The 18,257-nt window shown below is 63.8% G+C and carries 14 protein-coding genes; 10 read left to right on the top strand and 4 right to left on the bottom strand.

The features are described 5' to 3' along the window. Positions 1-346 precede the first annotated feature (346 nt). The 5 genes from PV773_RS24675 to PV773_RS24655 all read left to right on the top strand — a co-directional run bounded on the left by PV773_RS24675 (position 347) and on the right by PV773_RS24655 (position 4,629). Positions 347-1,480, top strand: a complete 1,134-nt coding sequence (locus PV773_RS24675) for an aminomethyltransferase family protein (RefSeq protein WP_340036879.1) — start codon at positions 347-349, stop codon at positions 1,478-1,480. A gap of 52 nt (positions 1,481-1,532) precedes the next feature. Then, entirely contained in the window at positions 1,533-2,093 is a 561-nt protein-coding gene (locus PV773_RS24670) for a dimethylamine monooxygenase subunit DmmA family protein (protein ID WP_347968911.1), read from the top strand. Continuing rightward, positions 2,090-3,055, top strand: coding sequence for a PDR/VanB family oxidoreductase (locus tag PV773_RS24665; protein ID WP_347968909.1), 966 nt, complete (start codon positions 2,090-2,092; stop codon positions 3,053-3,055). The genes PV773_RS24670 and PV773_RS24665 overlap by 4 nt, the downstream gene beginning before the upstream one ends. Before the next feature lie 28 nt (positions 3,056-3,083). Then, positions 3,084-4,124 carry a DUF3445 domain-containing protein gene (locus PV773_RS24660; RefSeq protein ID WP_347968908.1) on the top strand — a complete coding sequence of 347 codons (1,041 nt, stop codon included), beginning with the start codon at positions 3,084-3,086 and terminating at the stop codon, positions 4,122-4,124. A gap of 97 nt (positions 4,125-4,221) precedes the next feature. Beyond that, a complete protein-coding gene (locus tag PV773_RS24655) occupies positions 4,222-4,629 on the top strand; it encodes a group II truncated hemoglobin (RefSeq protein WP_347968907.1) in 408 nt (135 codons plus the stop codon). A gap of 107 nt (positions 4,630-4,736) precedes the next feature. Here PV773_RS24655 and PV773_RS24650 read toward each other — a convergent pair whose 3' ends face one another. Together PV773_RS24650 and PV773_RS24645 are read right to left on the bottom strand one after the other, a co-directional pair. Further along, positions 4,737-5,441 carry a helix-turn-helix domain-containing protein gene (locus PV773_RS24650; protein WP_340036875.1) on the bottom strand — a complete coding sequence of 235 codons (705 nt, stop codon included), beginning with the start codon at positions 5,439-5,441 and terminating at the stop codon, positions 4,737-4,739. A 323-nt stretch (positions 5,442-5,764) separates the two neighbouring features. After that, positions 5,765-8,128 (bottom strand): DUF1989 domain-containing protein, encoded by a 2,364-nt coding sequence (locus tag PV773_RS24645; protein WP_347968906.1) that lies wholly within the window; start codon positions 8,126-8,128, stop codon positions 5,765-5,767. Between the two features lie 308 nt (positions 8,129-8,436). Between PV773_RS24645 and PV773_RS24640 the strand changes: the two genes are divergently transcribed. Then, positions 8,437-9,162, top strand: coding sequence for an FCD domain-containing protein (locus PV773_RS24640; RefSeq protein ID WP_347968905.1), 726 nt, complete (start codon positions 8,437-8,439; stop codon positions 9,160-9,162). On the opposite strand, the gene PV773_RS24635 is transcribed toward PV773_RS24640, so the two are convergent. Next, entirely contained in the window at positions 9,145-10,458 is a 1,314-nt protein-coding gene (locus PV773_RS24635; protein WP_347968904.1) for an ABC transporter substrate-binding protein, read from the bottom strand. The two genes, PV773_RS24640 and PV773_RS24635, sit on opposite strands and share 18 nt — an antisense overlap. Positions 10,459-10,619: 161 nt before the next feature. Between PV773_RS24635 and PV773_RS24630 the strand changes: the two genes are divergently transcribed. Beyond that, positions 10,620-11,981 carry an NAD(P)/FAD-dependent oxidoreductase gene (locus tag PV773_RS24630; protein WP_347968903.1) on the top strand — a complete coding sequence of 454 codons (1,362 nt, stop codon included), beginning with the start codon at positions 10,620-10,622 and terminating at the stop codon, positions 11,979-11,981. Positions 11,982-12,290: 309 nt separating this feature from the next. Here PV773_RS24630 and PV773_RS24625 read toward each other — a convergent pair whose 3' ends face one another. Then, positions 12,291-12,944, bottom strand: a complete 654-nt coding sequence (locus PV773_RS24625; RefSeq protein ID WP_347968910.1) for a response regulator transcription factor — start codon at positions 12,942-12,944, stop codon at positions 12,291-12,293. 508 nt (positions 12,945-13,452) lie between these two features. Here PV773_RS24625 and PV773_RS24620 point away from each other — a divergent pair. The 3 genes from PV773_RS24620 to folD all read left to right on the top strand — a co-directional run bounded on the left by PV773_RS24620 (position 13,453) and on the right by folD (position 18,140). Then, a complete protein-coding gene (locus PV773_RS24620; RefSeq protein ID WP_347968902.1) occupies positions 13,453-15,162 on the top strand; it encodes an APC family permease in 1,710 nt (569 codons plus the stop codon). 84 nt (positions 15,163-15,246) lie between these two features. After that, complete coding sequence (locus PV773_RS24615; RefSeq protein ID WP_347968901.1) at positions 15,247-16,959, top strand: APC family permease; 1,713 nt, start codon at positions 15,247-15,249, stop codon at positions 16,957-16,959. Positions 16,960-17,246: 287 nt separating this feature from the next. Continuing rightward, positions 17,247-18,140, top strand: coding sequence for a bifunctional methylenetetrahydrofolate dehydrogenase/methenyltetrahydrofolate cyclohydrolase FolD (folD, locus tag PV773_RS24610; RefSeq protein WP_347968900.1), 894 nt, complete (start codon positions 17,247-17,249; stop codon positions 18,138-18,140). Positions 18,141-18,257 lie beyond the last annotated feature (117 nt).

Below are 18,257 nucleotides of genomic sequence, written 5' to 3'. Positions count from 1 at the left end.
CCGGGCCTGCCCAAGGTGCCGTCCTCGGAGAAGATCTTCCTCAACGAACAGGGCCAGATCGAAGGCCTGTTCTGAGAGCCAAGTCCAAGCGTCGCGAACACCCGAGGCCCGGCAATCTTGCCGGGCCTCGTCGTTTCCGGGGACCGGCGAATTTCAGGCGCGCGCAATTCCGCGCACGGGTGTCCGGCCTGACGGCCTCATCCAAAAGTTGCCTATCAGTAAAATTTCTTGCACTTGGATATTGCCCTTCCGGCAGATTTCGAGTCAATATGTCTCCGACACAACGCCCCAACGGCGAGGTCGCCGTTCCCGGGGCGGAATGGACAGAGTGGAGGAGATTTATCAAATGACAGCTTCCTGGCGTTTTTCGACACTGGCCGACCGTCACCGCGCGCTCGGTTCCAAACTCGAAGACTGGAGCGGCATGGGCACGGCCTGGTCCTATGACAAGGACGCGAACGAGGAATATGTCGCGATCCGCACCAAGGCCGGCCTGATGGACGTTTCGGGCCTCAAGAAGGTCCACATCACCGGCGCCCATGCCTCGCATGTCATCGATCTCTGCACCACGCGCGACGTCGAGAAGATCTATCCCGGCAAGTCCGTCTACGCCTGCATGCTCAACGATGCCGGCAAGTTCACCGACGACTGCGTCATCTACCGCATCTCGACCAATTCCTGGATGGTCGTGCACGGCTCGGGATCGGGCCATGAGGAACTGACCCGCGCCTCGATCGGCCGCGACGTCTCGGTCCGCTTCGACGACAACCTGCATGATCTTTCGCTGCAGGGCCCGCTCGCCGTCGACTACCTCGCCAAGCACGTGCCGGGCATCCGCGACCTCAACTACTTTCACCACATGCAGACCCAGCTTTTCGGCCTGCCGGTGATGATCTCGCGCACCGGCTACACCGGCGAGCGCGGCTACGAGATCTTCTGCCGCGGCCAGGACGCGGGCAAGATCTGGGACACCATCGTCGAGGAAGGCAAGCCGATGGGCATCATCCCGACGCGCTTCACCACCCTCGACATGCTGCGCGTCGAGAGCTACCTGCTCTTCTACCCCTACGACAACTCGCAGAAGTACCCCTTCGCCAACGAAGGCCCCGGCGACACGCTGTGGGAACTCGGCCTCGACTTCACCGTCAGCCCCGGCAAGACCGGCTTCCGCGGCGCCGAGGAGCACTACCGCCTCAAGGGCAAGGAACGCTTCAAGATCTTCGGCGTGCTGCTCGACAGCGACAAGGCGGCCGATGAAGGCGCCGAGATCTGGCGCGACGGCAAGAAGGTCGGTGTGGTAACCTGCGCCATGTATTCGCCGCTCGTGAAGAAGTCGATGGGCATCGCCCGCCTCGACGTCGACTGCGCGATCGTCGGCACGCCGCTGGAGATCCGCAATGCCAGCGGCACGGTCAAGGCGACCGCCCAGTCGCTGCCGTTCGACGATCCGAAGAAGCTGAAGCGCACGGCGAAGGGCTGAGACCTTGGACAGTGCACCGGTGAAGACGATCCTCAGTCGCCCGGTCTACGGAATGTTGTCCCCGCAGGCCGGCAGCAGCCACCTTCTCATAGCGGACGCCGAAGGGGCGTCCGCGATACTGGACCTGGCGAGGCAGGCGCCCGAAGGGTTCTTCGCCAGTGCCCATGTCATCTTCATACCGGGCCGGACCGGAAACCGCTTCCAGGACAGCCTGAAGGCGCTCAAGCCGGCCCAGTATTATGAGGGTCCGTCATTCGCGGCAGCGTTGCCGCGACTGAAATGGACCCTCGCCAACGCCCATATGGGCCTGCGTATGTACCTCGCCGGCACCGAAGGCCTGATCGGCCAGGCCATGCTGGCCGCGACCGAGGCGGGCATCGACCATGCCTCGATCCAGACTGAGCAGCGCGGCTCGCTCGCAAGGCGCGTGCAGTGCGTGCATTGCAAGGGGATCACCGAGGAGGTGACCACCCAGCCGGTGACCTGTTCGCACTGCGGGCTGCTGCTGCTGGTGCGCGACCACTATTCGCGCCGCATCGCTGCATTCCAGGGCGTCTGCATCAACGCGGAGGACCCGACCGAGGTCCCTCACAAGGAGGAGATTTTCCGGTGAGCGCGGGAACAACCAAACTGAACGTCACCGTGACCGACGTCGTCGCGGTCAACGAACTGGTCAAGCGCTTCCATTTCGAGCGCACCGACGGCGAAGACCTGCCGACCTTTTCGGGCGGCGCCCATGTCGTCGTCGAGATGCGCGACGCCGACAAGACCAGGCTCAACCCCTACTCGCTGATGAGTTCGCCGCTCAACACGCGCGACTACACCATCAGTGTGCGCCGCGACGACTCCGGCCGGGGCGGCTCGCTGTTCATGCACAATCGCGTCAAGCGCGGCATGGAGATGGTGATCAGCTATCCGGTGAACCTGTTCTCGCTGGATCTGCGCGCCAAGAAGCATCTGATGATCGCCGGCGGCATCGGCATCACGCCCTTCCTGGCGCAGACCGCGCAGCTCGCCGCCTCGGGCAGCAATTTCGAGCTGCACTACACCTGCCGCACCGAGGCGCTGGGCAGCTACACGGAGGCGTTGCGCGAGCGCTACGGCAACCGCGTGCACCTCTACTACGACGACCGCAACGAGCGTATCCCGCTCGACCGCCTGCTCGCCACCCAGCCGCTCGGCACGCATATCTATGTCTGCGGCCCCGCGGGCATGATCAACTGGGTGCGGGAAACCGCCGCCCAGCACGGCTGGCCGGAAGGGACCGTGCATTACGAGCATTTCGCCGCGCCGCAGCCGGGCAAGCCCTTCGACGTCACGCTGGCCGTGTCCAAGAAGGAGATCCGCGTCGGTGAGCAGCAGAGCCTGCTCGAGGCCCTGGAAGCCGCGGGCATCGACCCGCCCTATCTGTGCCGCGGCGGCGTCTGCGGCCAGTGCGAAACGAACGTCGTCTCCTATGACGGCACGTTCAAGCACAACGACCATTGGCTGAGCGAGGAGGAACACTGCTCGGGCAAGAAGATCATGCCGTGCGTGTCGCGGTTCGAGGGAAGATCACTGGTTCTCGAACGCTGACAACCGGCCCCGGAATTGGGAGGATTTCATGGGTATCAATTTCAGGAAAGAGACGTTCCGCGACGACTTCACCTTCAGGAACAGTCCCGAGCAGGTCAGGCGGTTTCCGTTCCCGTTCAACGAAGACTCCTACATGTATGCGGTGAACATCGAGCCGCACGTGCCCGGACCGAAGAACTCGGTGTTCGAGCATCTCATCGACGTCGACGAGCACTACATCTCGGAGATGCAGGATCGCGCCAAGGTGCTGGCGGAGGATCCGCTGCGCTGCCAGTCGCTGCCGCACATGACGCTCGCAGGCTGGGATCTTCTCGAACTGCTGATGACCGAGAAGGCCAAGAGCTATCCCGAACATTTCGAGCTGACGCGGGAAGGCGATCGCTGGCGCTGGATCAACCGGCCGCTCGGCATCGACGATACCTTCACCTTCGGCGATCTCTCCACCCTGCCCTACGGGCCGATGGAATACATCACCCGCCAGAGCCAGGGGGACTTCGCAGTCCTCGACCAGCGCGAGGGCAATCTGTGGATGGATGCCGGCATGGTCACCACCCAGGCCGACTGGTCGCTCGACTTCGACATCGGCATGAACTTCTTCGAGTGGCACGCGCCGGTGCCGCTGGCGCACGAGAAGGGCATTTTCACCCGCGCGCTGAAGTTCCTCACCAACGTCCAGCAGGGCCAGCCGGCGCGTCGCCTGAACTGGACCATGACCATCAATCCGCGGCTCGACACCAGCCCGGAGAACTTCCACAAATGGGGCTCCGACCGTCTGACGGTCACGCCCGAGAATGTCGGCGAGAAGGTCCACCTGCGCGTCGAGCTGCAGAGCTTCTGGCGGCTGCCGCGTTCCAATGCGCTGGTATTCCCGATCCGCTGCTATCTGATCAAGATGGAGGAACTGGTGGCGCAGCCGAAATGGGCACGCCGCTTCCACCGCGTGCTGCGCGACCTGCCGAACGAACTTGCCGACTACAAGGGCCTGACCCGCTACCGCCCGACGGTCGTCGAGTGGCTGTCCAAGTACGACGACGGCGCCCCGACCTCGCCCGGCTTCAGCCCGGACTGATCGGCCGACGATACCAGGGGCGGTCCCGGCAAAAGCGGGGACCGCCCCTATCTTTACAGGCAAAGCCGTACGCGGCCGCATCTGGTCGGAGGTGACGATGAACGAGCCGCTGCAACCCGCAAGGCGATCGCTGTTTTCCGAGCTCGGCGGCGAGGAGGCGATCCGCCGCCTGGTCGAGACCTTCTACGACATCGTCGAGCAGGATGGGGACGCCGAACTTCTGCACCGCCTGCACCTGCGCGGGCACGGCGTCGCCCATTCGCGCGAGGAACAGTTCAACTATCTCTGCGGCTTCTTCGGCGGGCCGAGCTACTACGTGCAGAAGCACGGCCATTCCAGGCTCAAGGAAATCCACGAGCATGTCGAGATCGGCCCGGAAGAGCGCGACCTCTGGCTGAAATGCATGCGCCGCGCGGTAGAAAAGGCCGACATCCCGGAAAACTGGCGCGACATGGTCATGCGCCATTTCGGCTTCGCCGCCGAGACGGCCCGCAACCGCGACTGAACCTGCTTTCGCCGGTTCCGATGCCGCCGCTCGACCGCCGGCGTTCGACGCGTTTCCTCAAGGCATAGCCGATTGGCACCGCAGACCCGCCCAGGATGGCGGGACGCCTAATCGCCGCTGCTGCCCTGCGGATAGGAGATGATCGACAGATACTTGATCGGCAGCGTGGTCAGCTCCTCCGGCCCGTGCGGCGCGTCGGCGTCGAAGAACAGACTGTCCCCGGGTGTCATGCGGTAGAGGTTGTTGCCGTGGCGGTAAACCACCTCGCCTTCCAGCATGTAGAGGAACTCCATGCCCTCGTGCTGGAACATCGGAAAGACGTCTGAATCCTCCGAGAGCGTGATCAGGTAGGGCTCGACGGTCACGCCGGCGGTGTTGGAGCCGATATGGCCGAGCAGGTTGTACTGGTGGCCGGCACGCGTGCCGCGCCGTTCGACGTCGACCCCCTCGCCCGCCTTGACGAAAACGGCGTTGCGCTCCTCTTCGAAGCGGCGGAAGAACGCGGTGAGCGGCACGCCCAGCGCCCGCGACAGGGCCTGCAGCGTCGTCAGCGACGGCGAGGTGATGCCGTTCTCGATCTTGGACAGCATGCCGAGCGAGATGTTGGTCATGGCGGCGAGGTCGGCGACGGTGATGCCGAGCTTCTTGCGGAAGGCACGCACCTCGTGGCCGAGCGCCACCTCCAATACCTTCTCGGGCGTGTCGCGAATGGCATGCGGATCTTGCTTGAGCGGCGCCGGCCGCCCCTTGTTGGTGACGACGGCCGCTCGCTTGCCATCGAGTAGCGTGGCAACAGACTGGTCTTCTTTCACGTCAAATATTCCCCATTCGGCGATTCATAAGGCCAAAAGTGCACGTCAGGTAATTTTCTTTCCTCTTGCTTACAAGTTCCACGAAGATGGAACCTTGGGCCGCCAGTACCGATTCTTGCCGCATCGGCATCGCGAGGCATGATTTCATCCGGACGCCGGCTGCGCCAGGGGTAATGCTTCGCCAGGGGCAATCGTCCCAGACATTCCCTTCCGCGACCAGAAGCAAAAGGTCGAGGGTCGGTGCGCTCGGCCCTTTTCCGTTCGCACCGACCTCCCTCCATCTCAGCACTTCCGCTGGCCGCTGCCGGCCGCGATCCCCGCCCTTACGACCTCGGCCTCGTCTTTTGCGGATCGTAGTGGGCGAAAGGCACGACGCGCGCCGGCAGGCGCTTCTGGTGGCCGTCGAGCTTGCCGATCTCCACCTCGGTGCCGACATTGGCGTGCGTGGCGTCGACGCGGGCGAGCGCGATGTTCTTCTTCAGGATGGGCGAGCGCATCGACGAGGTAACGACGCCGATCTGGGCGCGACCGATATGGACGCAGTCGCCGTGGCCGACCGCGACGTTGCCGTCGATGTCGAGCCCGACCAGCTTGTGAATCGGATGCTCCTTGCGACGGATCAGCGCCTCGCGGCCGATGAAGTCGTCGGTCTTGGTCTTCAGCGGCACGGTGAAGCCGATGCCGGCCTCGAACGGATCGGTCTGGTCCGAGAACTCGTAGTTGGCGAAGATCAGGCCGGCCTCGATGCGCACCATGTCGAGCGCGGCGAAGCCCATCGGCTTCAGCCCGTGCGGCTGGCCCGCCTCCCACACGGCATCGAAGACCTTCTCGGCATCGCGCGGATGGCACCACACCTCGTAGCCGAGTTCGCCGGTGTAGCCGGTGCGCGACACCACGATCGGCACGCCCTGCGCATCGCCGATGCGGCCAATGGTGAAGCGGAACCACTCGAGTTCGGACAGCGACGGCTGGTGCGGTGGCGTCCAGACGATCTGCTTGAGGATGTCGCGGCTGTTCGGACCCTGGACGGCGATGTTGTGCATCTGGTCGGTCGAGGAGCGGACGAGCACCTTGAGGCCGAGCTTCTCGGCAACCTCGCGCAGCCACACGCCGGAATAGTCGTCGCCGCAGATCCAGCGGAAATTGTCCTTGCCGAGGCGCAGTAGCGTGCCGTCGTCGACCATGCCGCCGTGCTCGTAGCACATGGCGGTGTAGACGACCTGGCCGACGCCGAGCTTCTTGACGTCGCGGGTCAGCGTATACTGCATCAGGGCTTCGGAATCGGGGCCGGTGACCTCGAACTTGCGCAGGGCGGAGAGGTCCATCACCACCGCCTTCTCGCGGCAGGCCCAGTACTCCTCGATCGGGCCTTCCTTGGCGAACTCGTTCGGTAGCCAATAGCCCTTGTACTCGATGAAGTTGCGCGTGTGCTTGGCGAAGCTCGAGTGGAAGGCGGTCTCACGGGTCATCTTGGGTTCGGCGTCAGGGGTCATTCGTCTAGCTACCGCTCGCGAGAATTTGTTCTGCCCGGAATAGGTCCGGACGTGGATGTCGGTGAGGTTCCAGCCGTTGGACGGCGTCGTGTCGTCGGGGCAGGCCGACGACACGCAGACGATGTCGGTCAGCGCCCTCAAGAGCACGTAGTCGCCCGGCCGCGACCAGGGTTCGTCGGAATACATCACGCCATGGGCGTCGATGCCGGTATTGAAGAAGAAGTTCGCCGCCATCCAGCCCGCGCGCGGCGTCACCCCCCTGTCGGCGAGCGCGCCATTGAAGTTCTCCGAGCAGTTGATGTGCCCTGGATAGCCGATGTCGTCGTAATATTTGGCGTAGCAGGCGAGCGCGAAGGCGTCGTGGCGGCCGCAGGTGTCCTGGATGACCTCGACCAGCGGCTCGAAGTCCTGGTCGTAATATTTGGCGTGCAGGCCCGGCATCGGATAGGCGTGGCCCATCAGCGAGCGGGTGGCGGTGACGTCGAGCGCGAGGTCGCGGCCCTTGTCGAGCTTGCGCGCCGAGAAGCACTGGAAGTCGGTGCACTGGCGGCCGTCGACGTCGATGACCTGGATGTAGTCGCCGGCCTTGACGAAATAGCTCTCCGCCGTGCGCGACTTGATCCTGAGGTCGAGCACCGGGTCGGCGAGCGGGTCGGGCAGATCGGACCTGCCGGCCTTGCGGACGGTCGCCCGCTTGACCATGACCACCAGCGGCGTCGAGGTGTCGTGGCCGTCGACCGCCATCGGACCGCCGGGCGCGGCAACCACCAGCGTGCCGTCGCGGCTGGCGACGAAGCTCTCTTCCTTGCCGGCCGGCGTCGTGGCGTCGAAGAAGCGCACCGCCTCGGCGCGGCCGAGGTCGAGCTTGCGACGGGCTAGCCCGAGGCGGAACTTCTGCAGGCTGTCGTCGCCATTGGCGAGCAAGTCCTTGAGACCGGACGCGTCGCTGTTGGTGCGCGCACCCAGGATGCCGGAATCGGCGCGGCCCGCGGCATCGACGGCGACGAGCTCGCAGGGCTGGCCGCCCTCGAGGTTGCGGATGGTGATGCGGTCGCCGGCCTCGATTTCGAACAGCGCCGCCCCCGCGCCCGGCACGTGATAGCGCTCCATGCCGGGCATGAGCAGACCGGGCTGCAGGATGAGACTGGGCTTCGGCGGCCCCATCGTCACGGCGGGGTAGTCTGCGATCGTCATTACCACCTCGTCAGAAATTTGCCTGTGTGTAAAAATATTTCAATCTAGAGAATACCTGATTTTGCCGTCCTCGCAAGGCTTCGTTTCGCCGCGATGCCGGAAAATGAGGCAAGGTGACCGTCCGCCGGGCAGCTTTCCGGGCGTGGTTCGGGATCAACTGAAGCCCCGCCCCCAACCCACCGGGCGATTGCCCCTACCCGCGCCACCGTGTTAGTGAACCGGCTTCGACAAACATTTCGAACTTAGACTGTGCTGCGGTAGGATTCGTCTCGTGGCCATGAGGCAGAACTGACATGCAAGGCCGTGAAATGAAGGTCAAGACCGACCAGCTCACACCTCAAGTCATCGCGACCTACTCGGTGGGAGCGACGGTGCAAACCGTTCTGGATCGGTTGTTTGCGAAGATAAGTTCAGAGGAATATCCGCTGAATGCGCGCCTTCCGTCGGAACGGGCGCTGGCTTCGGAGATGGGGGTAGCCCGCAACACGGTGCGCGAGGCGCTGGACGTGCTGGAAACCCGCAAGGTCATCAAACGGCGTCCCGGCAGCGGCAGTTTCGTGACCTATCGCTCGGAAGACGTGCCGGAGCGGGGAGACAGCTCGGTGGCAATGGAGACCAGCCCATTGGACCACCTGGTGGTGCGCGGCATCCTCGAGCCCGAAATGGTCCGCCTCGCCGTCATCAACATGACGCCCCGCGAGGTGTGGGACCTCGAACAACTCATGTCCAAGATCGAAAACGTCCATACCGACGTTGCCGCTTTCGTGAAATGCGAAGAGGAAATCTACCGCAAGATCGCCGAGGGAACGCACAATCCGCTGCTGGCGTCCTGCTACAATCTGACGATCGAGGCCTGCCGGGTGAGCTTTCGCACCACCCTGCTCCGCCGGCACCTCTCGCCGAAGCGGATCCTCGAATACCAGCAGCGCTACAATGCGCTGTTCAATGCGATTGCCTCTCGCGACGTGGAGCGCGCCGTCGAGTTCATCAAGCTGCACCTGATCGAGGAGCAGAAGCTATTTCTGCAGGAGTGATTCCGGCGTCCGCCCCTGCAGCGCGGTTCCGTTCCCGCTCGATCGCAGGCGCTGTTCCCAGAGCTGCCCCAGAGCCGACATTTCCTGCTTGAGCAGGCCGCCGTGGCGTTTCAGCCAGCGCGGGATCGAGCCGAAGGCGGCAATCTTCGCCTTGCCGTTCTTCAGCGTCACCACCGGCCAGTCTCCGACCAGCGCGTTGTCGATCCCGAACATGCTCTCGCCCCACCAATGCGCCGGGCCGAACGCGTGGGTGACGTGCCCAAGCTGCTTCATTGCCGCCAGCACGGATGGAGAATTGACGCTGTTGCACTTTTCGACCGCCGCATGCCAGATATCCAGGATCGCGACATATTCCCAGCTCACCGCGGTCCAGGTGCCGGGGAAGCGGTGGTTGTATTCGTCGAAGAAGCCCTTCGGCTGGTTGAAGAAAAACGTCTTGTCCGTCAGCTTTTCGTCATCGAAATCCGGAAACTGGAAGACGAACCCCTCCATGAATCCGACGGACGTGCGGGCCACGAGCTGGTCGTAGTAGTCCAGCGTGCAGGATATGATCTGGCCCTTGAAGCCCTGCGCATGGGCATATTCGGTCATGGCATGGACCATCGGCGTATAGCTGGTGCACCAGCATAGGATATCGGCGTTCGAATCCAGCATCGGCTGCACGATCGCGGCAGCATCGGTCGTGTCTGGATCATACTGGATTTCCTTGGCAATCCCGACATTGGCAGCCTTGAAGGCCGCGCGGTAGGTCGCAAGCGAAGGAAGGCCGAGCGCATCGGTCTGGCTGCAGATCGCCACGGTCCGCAGCTCAGGCCTTGCATGCGCCAGCCAGTCCACCCCGGTCACGTTGTAGATCGGATGCGTTTCGCTGGGCGCGATCAGGTAAGGCGTATCCGGCGACAGGTCGCTTGGCAAAAGGGTCGAGGTGAGGACTTTGCGCTCGGCCAGGTAGTCCCGTATCTGCGCCATCGTATCTCCGCCCAGCATCATCAAGAGCTTGACGTCATGCTGCTCTATCAGATGGCGCGCGCCCTCGGCGGCCCGCCCGGCATCGTAGTCGCAATCATGTTCGACGATCTTTATCGGATAGCGGCGCCCGTTGATCAGCAGCCCGCCGGTCTTGTTCAGCCAGTCCTCCCAGATCCGGCAGCCGTGCAAGCCGGGCAGGCCCCATGATTCCGCCTGACCGCTAAGCGGGGCCAGGAAGCCGATCTTCACCGCATTCGGCATGCCGACGGACAGCCGGGGCAGGAGACTGGAAACCGCGAGTTGATGGGCAAAGCTGGAATTCTGCATGTTTTTAGATACCACCAAAAGCCGGGAGCTCCATCCTGATCACGCGAAATTTTTCTTCCTCACAGGAAACTCGGTTGACAAATTGGTATATCGGCAGGCACCATGAACTGGACCAGAGGAACCAATAATCAAATTTGGTCTATACCAAAAAGGAGGAAACCATGACAGCCAAGCGTGTCGCCGTAATCGGAGCCGGACCGTCGGGTCTGGCGCAGCTGAGGGCATTTCAATCGGCCGCCGAGAAGGGTGCGGACATCCCGGAAATCGTCTGCTTCGAGAAGCAGGCCAACTGGGGCGGCCTTTGGAACTACACCTGGCGCACGGGCCTCGACCAGTACGGTGAGCCCGTCCACGGTTCGATGTACCGCTATCTGTGGTCGAACGGCCCCAAGGAGGGCCTGGAGTTCGCCGATTATTCCTTCGAGGAGCATTTCGGCAAGCAGATCGCCTCCTATCCGCCGCGCGCGGTCCTCTTCGACTACATCGAGGGCCGGGTGAAGAAGGCCGGCGTGCGCAAATGGATCCGCTTCGAGACGGTCGTGCGCATGGTGACCTGGAACGAACAGACCAGGAAATTCACCGTCACGGTGCAGGACCTGCCGAAGGATCACTGCTATTCCGAGGAATTCGACAACGTCATCGTCGCCTCGGGCCACTTCTCGACCCCGAACGTCCCCGAGTTCCCCGGCTTCGACCGCTTCAACGGCCGCATCCTCCACGCCCACGACTTCCGCGACGCCCGCGAGTTCATCGGCAAGGACATCCTTATCGTCGGCACCAGCTATTCGGCCGAGGACATCGGCTCGCAGTGCTGGAAGTACGGCGCGAAGTCGATCACCAACTGCTATCGCACAGCACCTATGGGCTTCAAATGGCCCGACAACTGGGAAGAGCGGCCGCTGCTGGAGAAGGTCGAGGTCAACACCGCCACCTTCAAGGACGGGTCGACCAAGCGCATCGACGCGATCATCCTGTGCACCGGCTACAAGCATCACTTCCCGTTCCTGCCGGACGACCTGCGCCTGAGGACCGCCAACCGGCTGGCGACCGCCGACCTCTACAAGGGCGTCGCCTATGTCCACAATCCGGCGCTGTTCTATGTCGGCATGCAGGACCAGTGGTTCACCTTCAACATGTTCGACGCCCAGGCGTGGTGGGCGCGCGACGTCATCCTCGGCCGCATCAAGCTGCCTGCCGACAAGCAGGAGATGATCGCCGACGTCGAGGACCGCGTTGCCCGCGAGGATGCCGGCAAGGACTCGCATGACGCGATCGAGTACCAGGGCGAGTACGTCAAGGAACTGATCGCCGAGACCGACTATCCGAGCTTCGACGTGGATGGCGCCAACGCGGCCTTCTTCGAGTGGAAGGAACACAAGAAGAAGGGCATCATGGAGTTCCGCAACCACTCCTACCGCTCGGTCATCACCGGCACCATGGCGCCGGCGCACCATACGCCGTGGAAGGATGCGCTCGACGACTCGCTGGAATCCTACCTGCGCACCGCAGAGGCTGCCGAGTAAGGTCGCGGTCCGTCTGCCTGCCCGACATCAGATGCCGCCCCACCGGGGCGGCATTTTGCTTTTTGAGGCCTATCCGCTGGAGCGACGAAGCGCTCGCCCATGGCGCTGCGGGTGCCGTTTCGTCGAACGACGGGCTGCATCTTGATGCCGGGATGGCAAACAACCACGCCGCGCGCGAAAGCCCCCCTCACCGTCACGGCTTCGCCGTGCCGGCGAGGGGGACGAAGGACGCGAAGTGCGAAACGTGCGAGGTCAGACCTTGGACCTCGCGACCCGACGAGTTGCCCCGTAGGCAACCCGTCCCGTCTTCTAGGAACTCAGGCTCGGCCCGCGGTTCTTCTCGCTGGCATAGAGCGCGACCGCCATGGCACGGTTGCGGACGTCGAGCTTGTCGTAGAGATTCTTGAGATGGTACTTGACCGTGTTCTCCGAGATCCCGGTGCGCGCCGCGATCTGCAAATTGGTCCAGCCGTCGGCGAGGACCGATAGCAGCTCGCGCTCGCGCGTCGTCAGCCTCGACAGCGGCGTGTCGTTGATCTTCGACACGTCCATGTAGGGAATGCAGATGCGGCCGTGCGCGACCGCCACCAGCGTGTCGAACAGGATCGCCGGGTCGTCGAACTGATAGCAGAAGCCCTGCACGCCGAGCCGCACGCACTGCTTGAGGATGGCGACGTCATGGTCGTTGGAGAAGATGACGACGCGCGCATGCAGCGCGCGCCGCTGCATCTCGGCCAGCACCTCGCCGCTGTCCATGTCGGACAGCTTCCAGCCGAGCACGGCAATGTCGAAGGCCGGCTGCGACGCCGATGCCGCCTCGATGAAGGCCTTGCCCGTCTGGACGCTTTCGACCAGCTCGAACCGGCTGTCGCGCGACAGCATGTCTCCAAGCGCGGCGATCACCAGCGGATTGCGCTCGGCGATCAAGACCTTGAACCTGTTTTCTCCGGCCACGGACACCACCTCAATCCCGATGCCTTGGCGCTGACCTTTCCATTCGGCGTTCATGTTCCTCCCGCCTATGCTTCTGCGCCCACCTCTTCCCTACTCTACGTGCGTTGCCGGCCGGGTTCCTGCCCCTGCGCGACCTTCGCCATCCTCCATGGCGACGCTGATTAGCGATTGCGCAATTCATAACATGAATGATTTTTTCCTTCCAGTGCAATCAGTCATTTCGACGCGGTTGCCGATCTTGAGCCGGCGAATGGCGGCCGGGCGCCAAAACCACCCATCCGGGTAGGTCGTACTCGTCCGGTCGGATGCGCCGCGGCCGGCCAACCTCCGACCCGGTCCGGTATCCGGCGAACTTTCCTCTCAGGGTGCGACGAAATGGCTTGACGCCGCCTCGGATTCGGACAAACTTTACCTTGAGGAAAAAAAGAAGCCTAAGCGGAAAAAACATGCGTACCACGAAACCGAGGAGGTCGGCGTGGGCGACGGGCAGTCTTTTAGCTAATGGGGAACTGAAACAATGAGCGCTGTAACGGACATCAGTCCGGCGGAGACCGCCGGCCAACTTCATCGAACCATCGACTGGCGAGGCGCCTTCTGGGTTGCCAGCGGCGTGCCGCCCCTCGTCCTGTTTTCGATCGGCGGCATCGCCGGCACCGCCGGCAACATCGCCTTCGCGATCTGGATTTTCTCCATGCTGATGGGGTTCATCCAGTCCTTCACCTATGCCGAGATCGCCGGCCTGTTCCCGAACAAGTCGGGAGGCGCCTCGGTCTATGGCGCGACCGCATGGCTGCGCTATTCCAAGTTCGTCGCGCCGCTGTCGGTATGGTGCAACTGGTTTGCCTGGTCGCCGGTGCTGTCGCTCGGCTGTTCGATCGCCGCAGCCTACATCCTCAACGCCCTGGCGCCGATTCCGGGCTTCACCGAGACCTCGCCGGAGGTGCTGCAGTACATGGCGGCAAATGTCGGCACCAGCGCGGCCGATGCGGTGGCAGCGGTGACCGCCGCCGCGACGCCCGGCATCCGCACCTGGACGCTCTACAGTCACTCGCTGGGCCCGGTCGGCTTCTCGCTCAACGCCACCTTCTGGATCGGCGCCGTGTTGATGCTGCTCACCTTCGCGATCCAGCATCGCGGCATTCTCGGCACCGCAGCCGTGCAGAAGGCAGTCGGCCTGCTGGTCATCGTGCCGTTGCTGATCGTCGGCATCGTTCCGATCCTGACCGGCCAGATCAACTGGGACAATTATTCGCCCTTCGTGCCGCTGGCCGCCGCCTACGCGCCTGAGCCGGGCTCATGGAACGTCGCCGGCTGGACGCTGGTACTCGGCGGCATGTTCATCGCCGCGTGGTCGACCTACGGCTTCGAGACCGCCGTCTGCTACACCCGCGAATTCAAGAACCCGGCAACCGACACCTTCAAGGCCATCTTCTATTCCGGCCTGCTCTGCATGCTGCTGTTCATGATCGTGCCCTTCACCTTCCAGGGCGTGCTCGGCCTCAACGGTATGCTGGCCACCCCGATCGTCGACGGCTCCGGCGTTGCCGACGCCCTCGCCGGCATGGTCGGCGGCGGCGGACTGGTGAAGACGCTGCTCGTCATGCTGATGATCCTGGCGCTGCTGCTCGCGATCATGACCGCCATGGCCGGTTCGTCGCGCACCCTCTACCAGGGTTCGGTCGACGGCTGGCTGCCGCGCTACCTCAGCCACGTCAACGAGCACGGCGCGCCGACCCGCGCCATGTGGACCGATCTCATCGCCAACCTTGCAGTCCTGGCAATCGCCTCGACCGACGCGACGAGCTTCTTCTTCATCCTCGCAGTGTCGAACTGCGGCTACATCATCTTCAACTTCCTCAACCTGAACTCGGGCTGGATCCACCGCATCGACAACGGCCACATCCAGCGGCCGTGGCGCGCCCCGACCTGGCTGATCACGGTCGGTGCCCTGTTTGCCTATGTCAACGCCATCTTCATGGGCGCCGGCGCCAAGGTGTGGAACCCGATGGCACTGTGGGCCGGCCTGTTCACCGCGGCCCTGATCATCCCGGTCTTCTGCTTCCGCCACTACATCCAGGACGGCGGCAAGTTCCCGGAACACATGCTCGAGGATCTCGGCATGCAGCAGAGCGACCTTCGCGTGAAGAAGGCGGGCATCCTGCCCTATCTGACGCTGATCGCCGGACTGGCCGTGGTACTCATATCCAACTGGTTCTTCGTGCTCTGACACGAAGAACCCAACGACGATAACGACGACTGAAGGTCCCGCGCCCAAAGGCACGGGACCTTTTGCCAAGGTCGGGGAACGACGATGAGCACGACGACCACACACGGCGACACGGGCGACGGCCAGCTCCACAGAACCATCGACTGGCGCGGCGCCTTCTGGGTCGCCAGCGGCGTGCCCGCGCTGGTGCTGTTCTCGATCGGCGGCATCGCCGGCACGACCGGCACGCCGGCCTTCCTGATCTGGACTGCCTCGATCGTCCTCGGCCTGATCCAGTCCTTCACCTATGCCGAGATCGCCGGGCTGTTCCCATCGAAATCGGGCGGCGCCTCGGTCTATGGCGCCACCGCCTGGCTGCGCTACTCCAAGTTCATCGCGCCGCTGTCGGTGTGGTGCAACTGGCTCGCCTGGACCCCGGTGCTGTCGCTCGGCTGCTCGATCGCGGCCGCCTACATCCTCAATGCGCTGGCGCCGATCCCCGGCTTCAGCGACACTTCGCCCGAAGTCGTCGCCTGGCTCGCCGACCCGGCAAACGCCGGCAAGGCCGCGGCCGACGCCATCGCTGCGCTGACGGCGGCCGCCACGCCAGCGATCCGCACCTGGACGCTCTATCACGGCACGCTCGGCCCGGTCAGCTTCTCGCTCAATTCGGTGTTCTTCATCGGCGTCGTGCTGATGCTGGTGACCTTCGCCATCCAGCACCGCGGCATCCTCGGCACCGCCAACGTCCAGAAGTTCATCGGCCTGGTCGTCATCGTGCCGATGCTGATCGTCGGCGTCGTGCCGATCCTCACCGGCCAGATCAACTGGGCCAACTATTCGCCGCTGGTGCCGCTGGCCGCGGCCTATGCGCCGGAGCCCGGCACCTGGGACGTCGCCGGCTGGACGCTGGTGCTCGGCGGCATGTTCATCGCCGCCTGGTCGGCCTACGCCTTCGAGACGGCCATCTGCTACACCTCGGAATTCAAGAACCCCGGCCGCGACACCGTGCGGGCGATCTTCTACTCCGGCCTTTTGTGCCTGGCGCTCTACACGCTGGTGCCGTTCACCTTCCAGGGCGTGCTCGGCCTCGAAGGCATGCTCGCCGGCCCCATCGTCGACGGCTCGGGCGTCGCCGAGGCCATGGCGCGGATGGTCGGCGGCGCCGGCTTCGTCACCTCGATCATGGTCATGCTGATGATCCTGGCGCTGATGCTGTCGATCATGACGGCGATGGCAGGCTCGTCGCGCACCCTCTACCAGGGTTCGGTCGACGGCTGGCTGCCGCGCTACCTCAGCCACGTCAACGAGCACGGCGCGCCCACCCGCGCCATGTGGACGGACCTGATCTTCAACGTCTTCCTGCTCGCCATCGCCGCGGCGGATGCCACCAGTTTCTTCTTCGTGCTGTCGGTGTCGAACTGCGGCTACATCATCTTCAACTTCCTCAACCTGAACTCGGGCTGGATCCATCGCATCGACAACGGCCACATCCACCGGCCGTGGAAGGCGCCGACGATCCTGATCGCGGTCGGCGCCCTGCTCTCCTACGTCAACGCCATGTTCATGGGCGCCGGTGCCAAGGTGTGGAACCCGTGGGCGCTGTGGGCCGGCTTCATCGCCGCCGCCCTCATCATCCCGGTGTTCTGCTACCGCCACTACGTCCAGGACGGCGGCAAGTTCCCCGAGCACATGCTCGACGACCTGGGAATCAGGCAGGAGGATCTCAAGGTGCGCAAGGCGGGCATGCTGCCCTATCTCACCCTGGTCGCGGGCGTCGCCGTGGTGCTCCTGGCCAACTGGTTCTTCGTCATCTGAGGAAACGACCGCACTTTCAAGCGGGGAGGCCGGCGCAAGCCGGCCTTTGCCGTTTTATGGTGCAGCTTCAGAGCCCTACGAAAGAACGCTCACACCACACGCTCCGGCTAATATTTCTTTCTATGAAACATTATTGCATTGTGGTTGACTTCTCCGAGGCGCTCTTGCTATAGATTCAGACGGGAAAATTCAGCGCGAATAGCTGGCCGGATGTCGCATCCGAAGCTACAAACCGACGGCACGTGCCGTAGGGATGGCTGCGCTCGCCTGGGAGGAATTGCACGGACATGACGACGGTAATCGATGGCAAGGCAGTGGCCGCCGACGTGGTGGCAAAGGTCAGGGTCGCGGCAGATGAACTGATCGCCTCGACCGGCGTGACCCCCGGCATCGCGGTGGTCATTGTCGGCCAGGATCCGGCGAGCCAGGTCTATGTCTCGTCCAAGGGCAAGAAGGCCAAGGAATGCGGCTTCCATTCGGTCGAGCACGCGCTACCGGCCGAGACCACCGAGTCCGACCTTGTCGCGCTTATCCAGAAGCTCAACGCCGACCCCGCGATCCACGGCATCCTGGTGCAGTTGCCCCTGCCCGACCACATCGACGCCGGCAGGATCATCCAGACCATTTCCGCCGACAAGGACGTCGACGGCTTCCACTTCACCAATGTCGGCAAGCTCGGCACCGGCGAGCTCGACACCGCTTTCGTGCCCTGCACGCCAGCCGGTTCCATGCTGCTCATCGAGCGCGCCATCGGCCGCGACCTGTCGGGCCTCAACGCCGTGGTGGTCGGCCGCTCCAACATCGTCGGCAAGCCGATGGCCAACCTTCTGCTCAACGCCAACGCCACCGTCACCGTCGCCCACAGCCGCACCAAGGACCTGCCGGCGCTGTGCCGCACGGCCGACATCCTGGTCGCCGCGGTGGGCCGGCCGGAGATGATCAAGGGCGACTGGGTGAAGCCCGGCGCAACCGTCATCGACGTCGGCATCAACCGCCTCGACGGCGGCGCCAACGGCAAGTCGAAGCTGGTCGGCGACGTCGACTATGCCGGCGCTGCCGAACAGGCCGGCGCGATCACGCCCGTGCCCGGCGGCGTCGGGCCGATGACGATCGCGCTGCTGATGGCCAACACCGTGGCCTCCGCCTATCGCACCGCCGGCAAGTCTGCGCCGCGCTTCTGATCCGGACGCCTTCGGGCTGCCTGAATAAATCGAACCAACTCAAGGGAAGAGAGTCATGGCCGAATTCAAGACCGACATCGAGATCGCGCGCGGCGCCAAGAAGAAGCCGATCCAGGA

The organism is Mesorhizobium sp. CC13, from assembly GCF_039907765.1.
In the GTDB taxonomy this organism is placed as follows: Bacteria; Pseudomonadota; Alphaproteobacteria; order Rhizobiales; family Rhizobiaceae; genus Aminobacter.
Note: the sequence above shows the minus strand (reverse complement) of the source record. Positions and strands in the feature narration are given on the sequence as shown.

Bases quoted from the DNA above. Each gene is read 5' to 3' on its own strand.
- PV773_RS24675 (WP_340036879.1), top strand. From the start codon at position 347: ATGACAGCTTCCTGGCGTTTTTCGACACTGGCCGACCGTCACCGCGCG.
- PV773_RS24670 (WP_347968911.1), top strand. From the start codon at position 1,533: ATGTTGTCCCCGCAGGCCGGCAGCAGCCACCTTCTCATAGCGGACGCC.
- PV773_RS24660 (WP_347968908.1), top strand. From the start codon at position 3,084: ATGGGTATCAATTTCAGGAAAGAGACGTTCCGCGACGACTTCACCTTC.
- PV773_RS24655 (WP_347968907.1), top strand. From the start codon at position 4,222: ATGAACGAGCCGCTGCAACCCGCAAGGCGATCGCTGTTTTCCGAGCTC.
- PV773_RS24645 (WP_347968906.1), bottom strand. From the start codon at position 8,128: ATGACGATCGCAGACTACCCCGCCGTGACGATGGGGCCGCCGAAGCCC.
- PV773_RS24640 (WP_347968905.1), top strand. From the start codon at position 8,437: ATGAAGGTCAAGACCGACCAGCTCACACCTCAAGTCATCGCGACCTAC.
- PV773_RS24635 (WP_347968904.1), bottom strand. From the start codon at position 10,458: ATGCAGAATTCCAGCTTTGCCCATCAACTCGCGGTTTCCAGTCTCCTG.
- PV773_RS24630 (WP_347968903.1), top strand. From the start codon at position 10,620: ATGACAGCCAAGCGTGTCGCCGTAATCGGAGCCGGACCGTCGGGTCTG.
- PV773_RS24620 (WP_347968902.1), top strand. From the start codon at position 13,453: ATGAGCGCTGTAACGGACATCAGTCCGGCGGAGACCGCCGGCCAACTT.
- PV773_RS24615 (WP_347968901.1), top strand. From the start codon at position 15,247: ATGAGCACGACGACCACACACGGCGACACGGGCGACGGCCAGCTCCAC.
- folD (WP_347968900.1), top strand. From the start codon at position 17,247: ATGACGACGGTAATCGATGGCAAGGCAGTGGCCGCCGACGTGGTGGCA.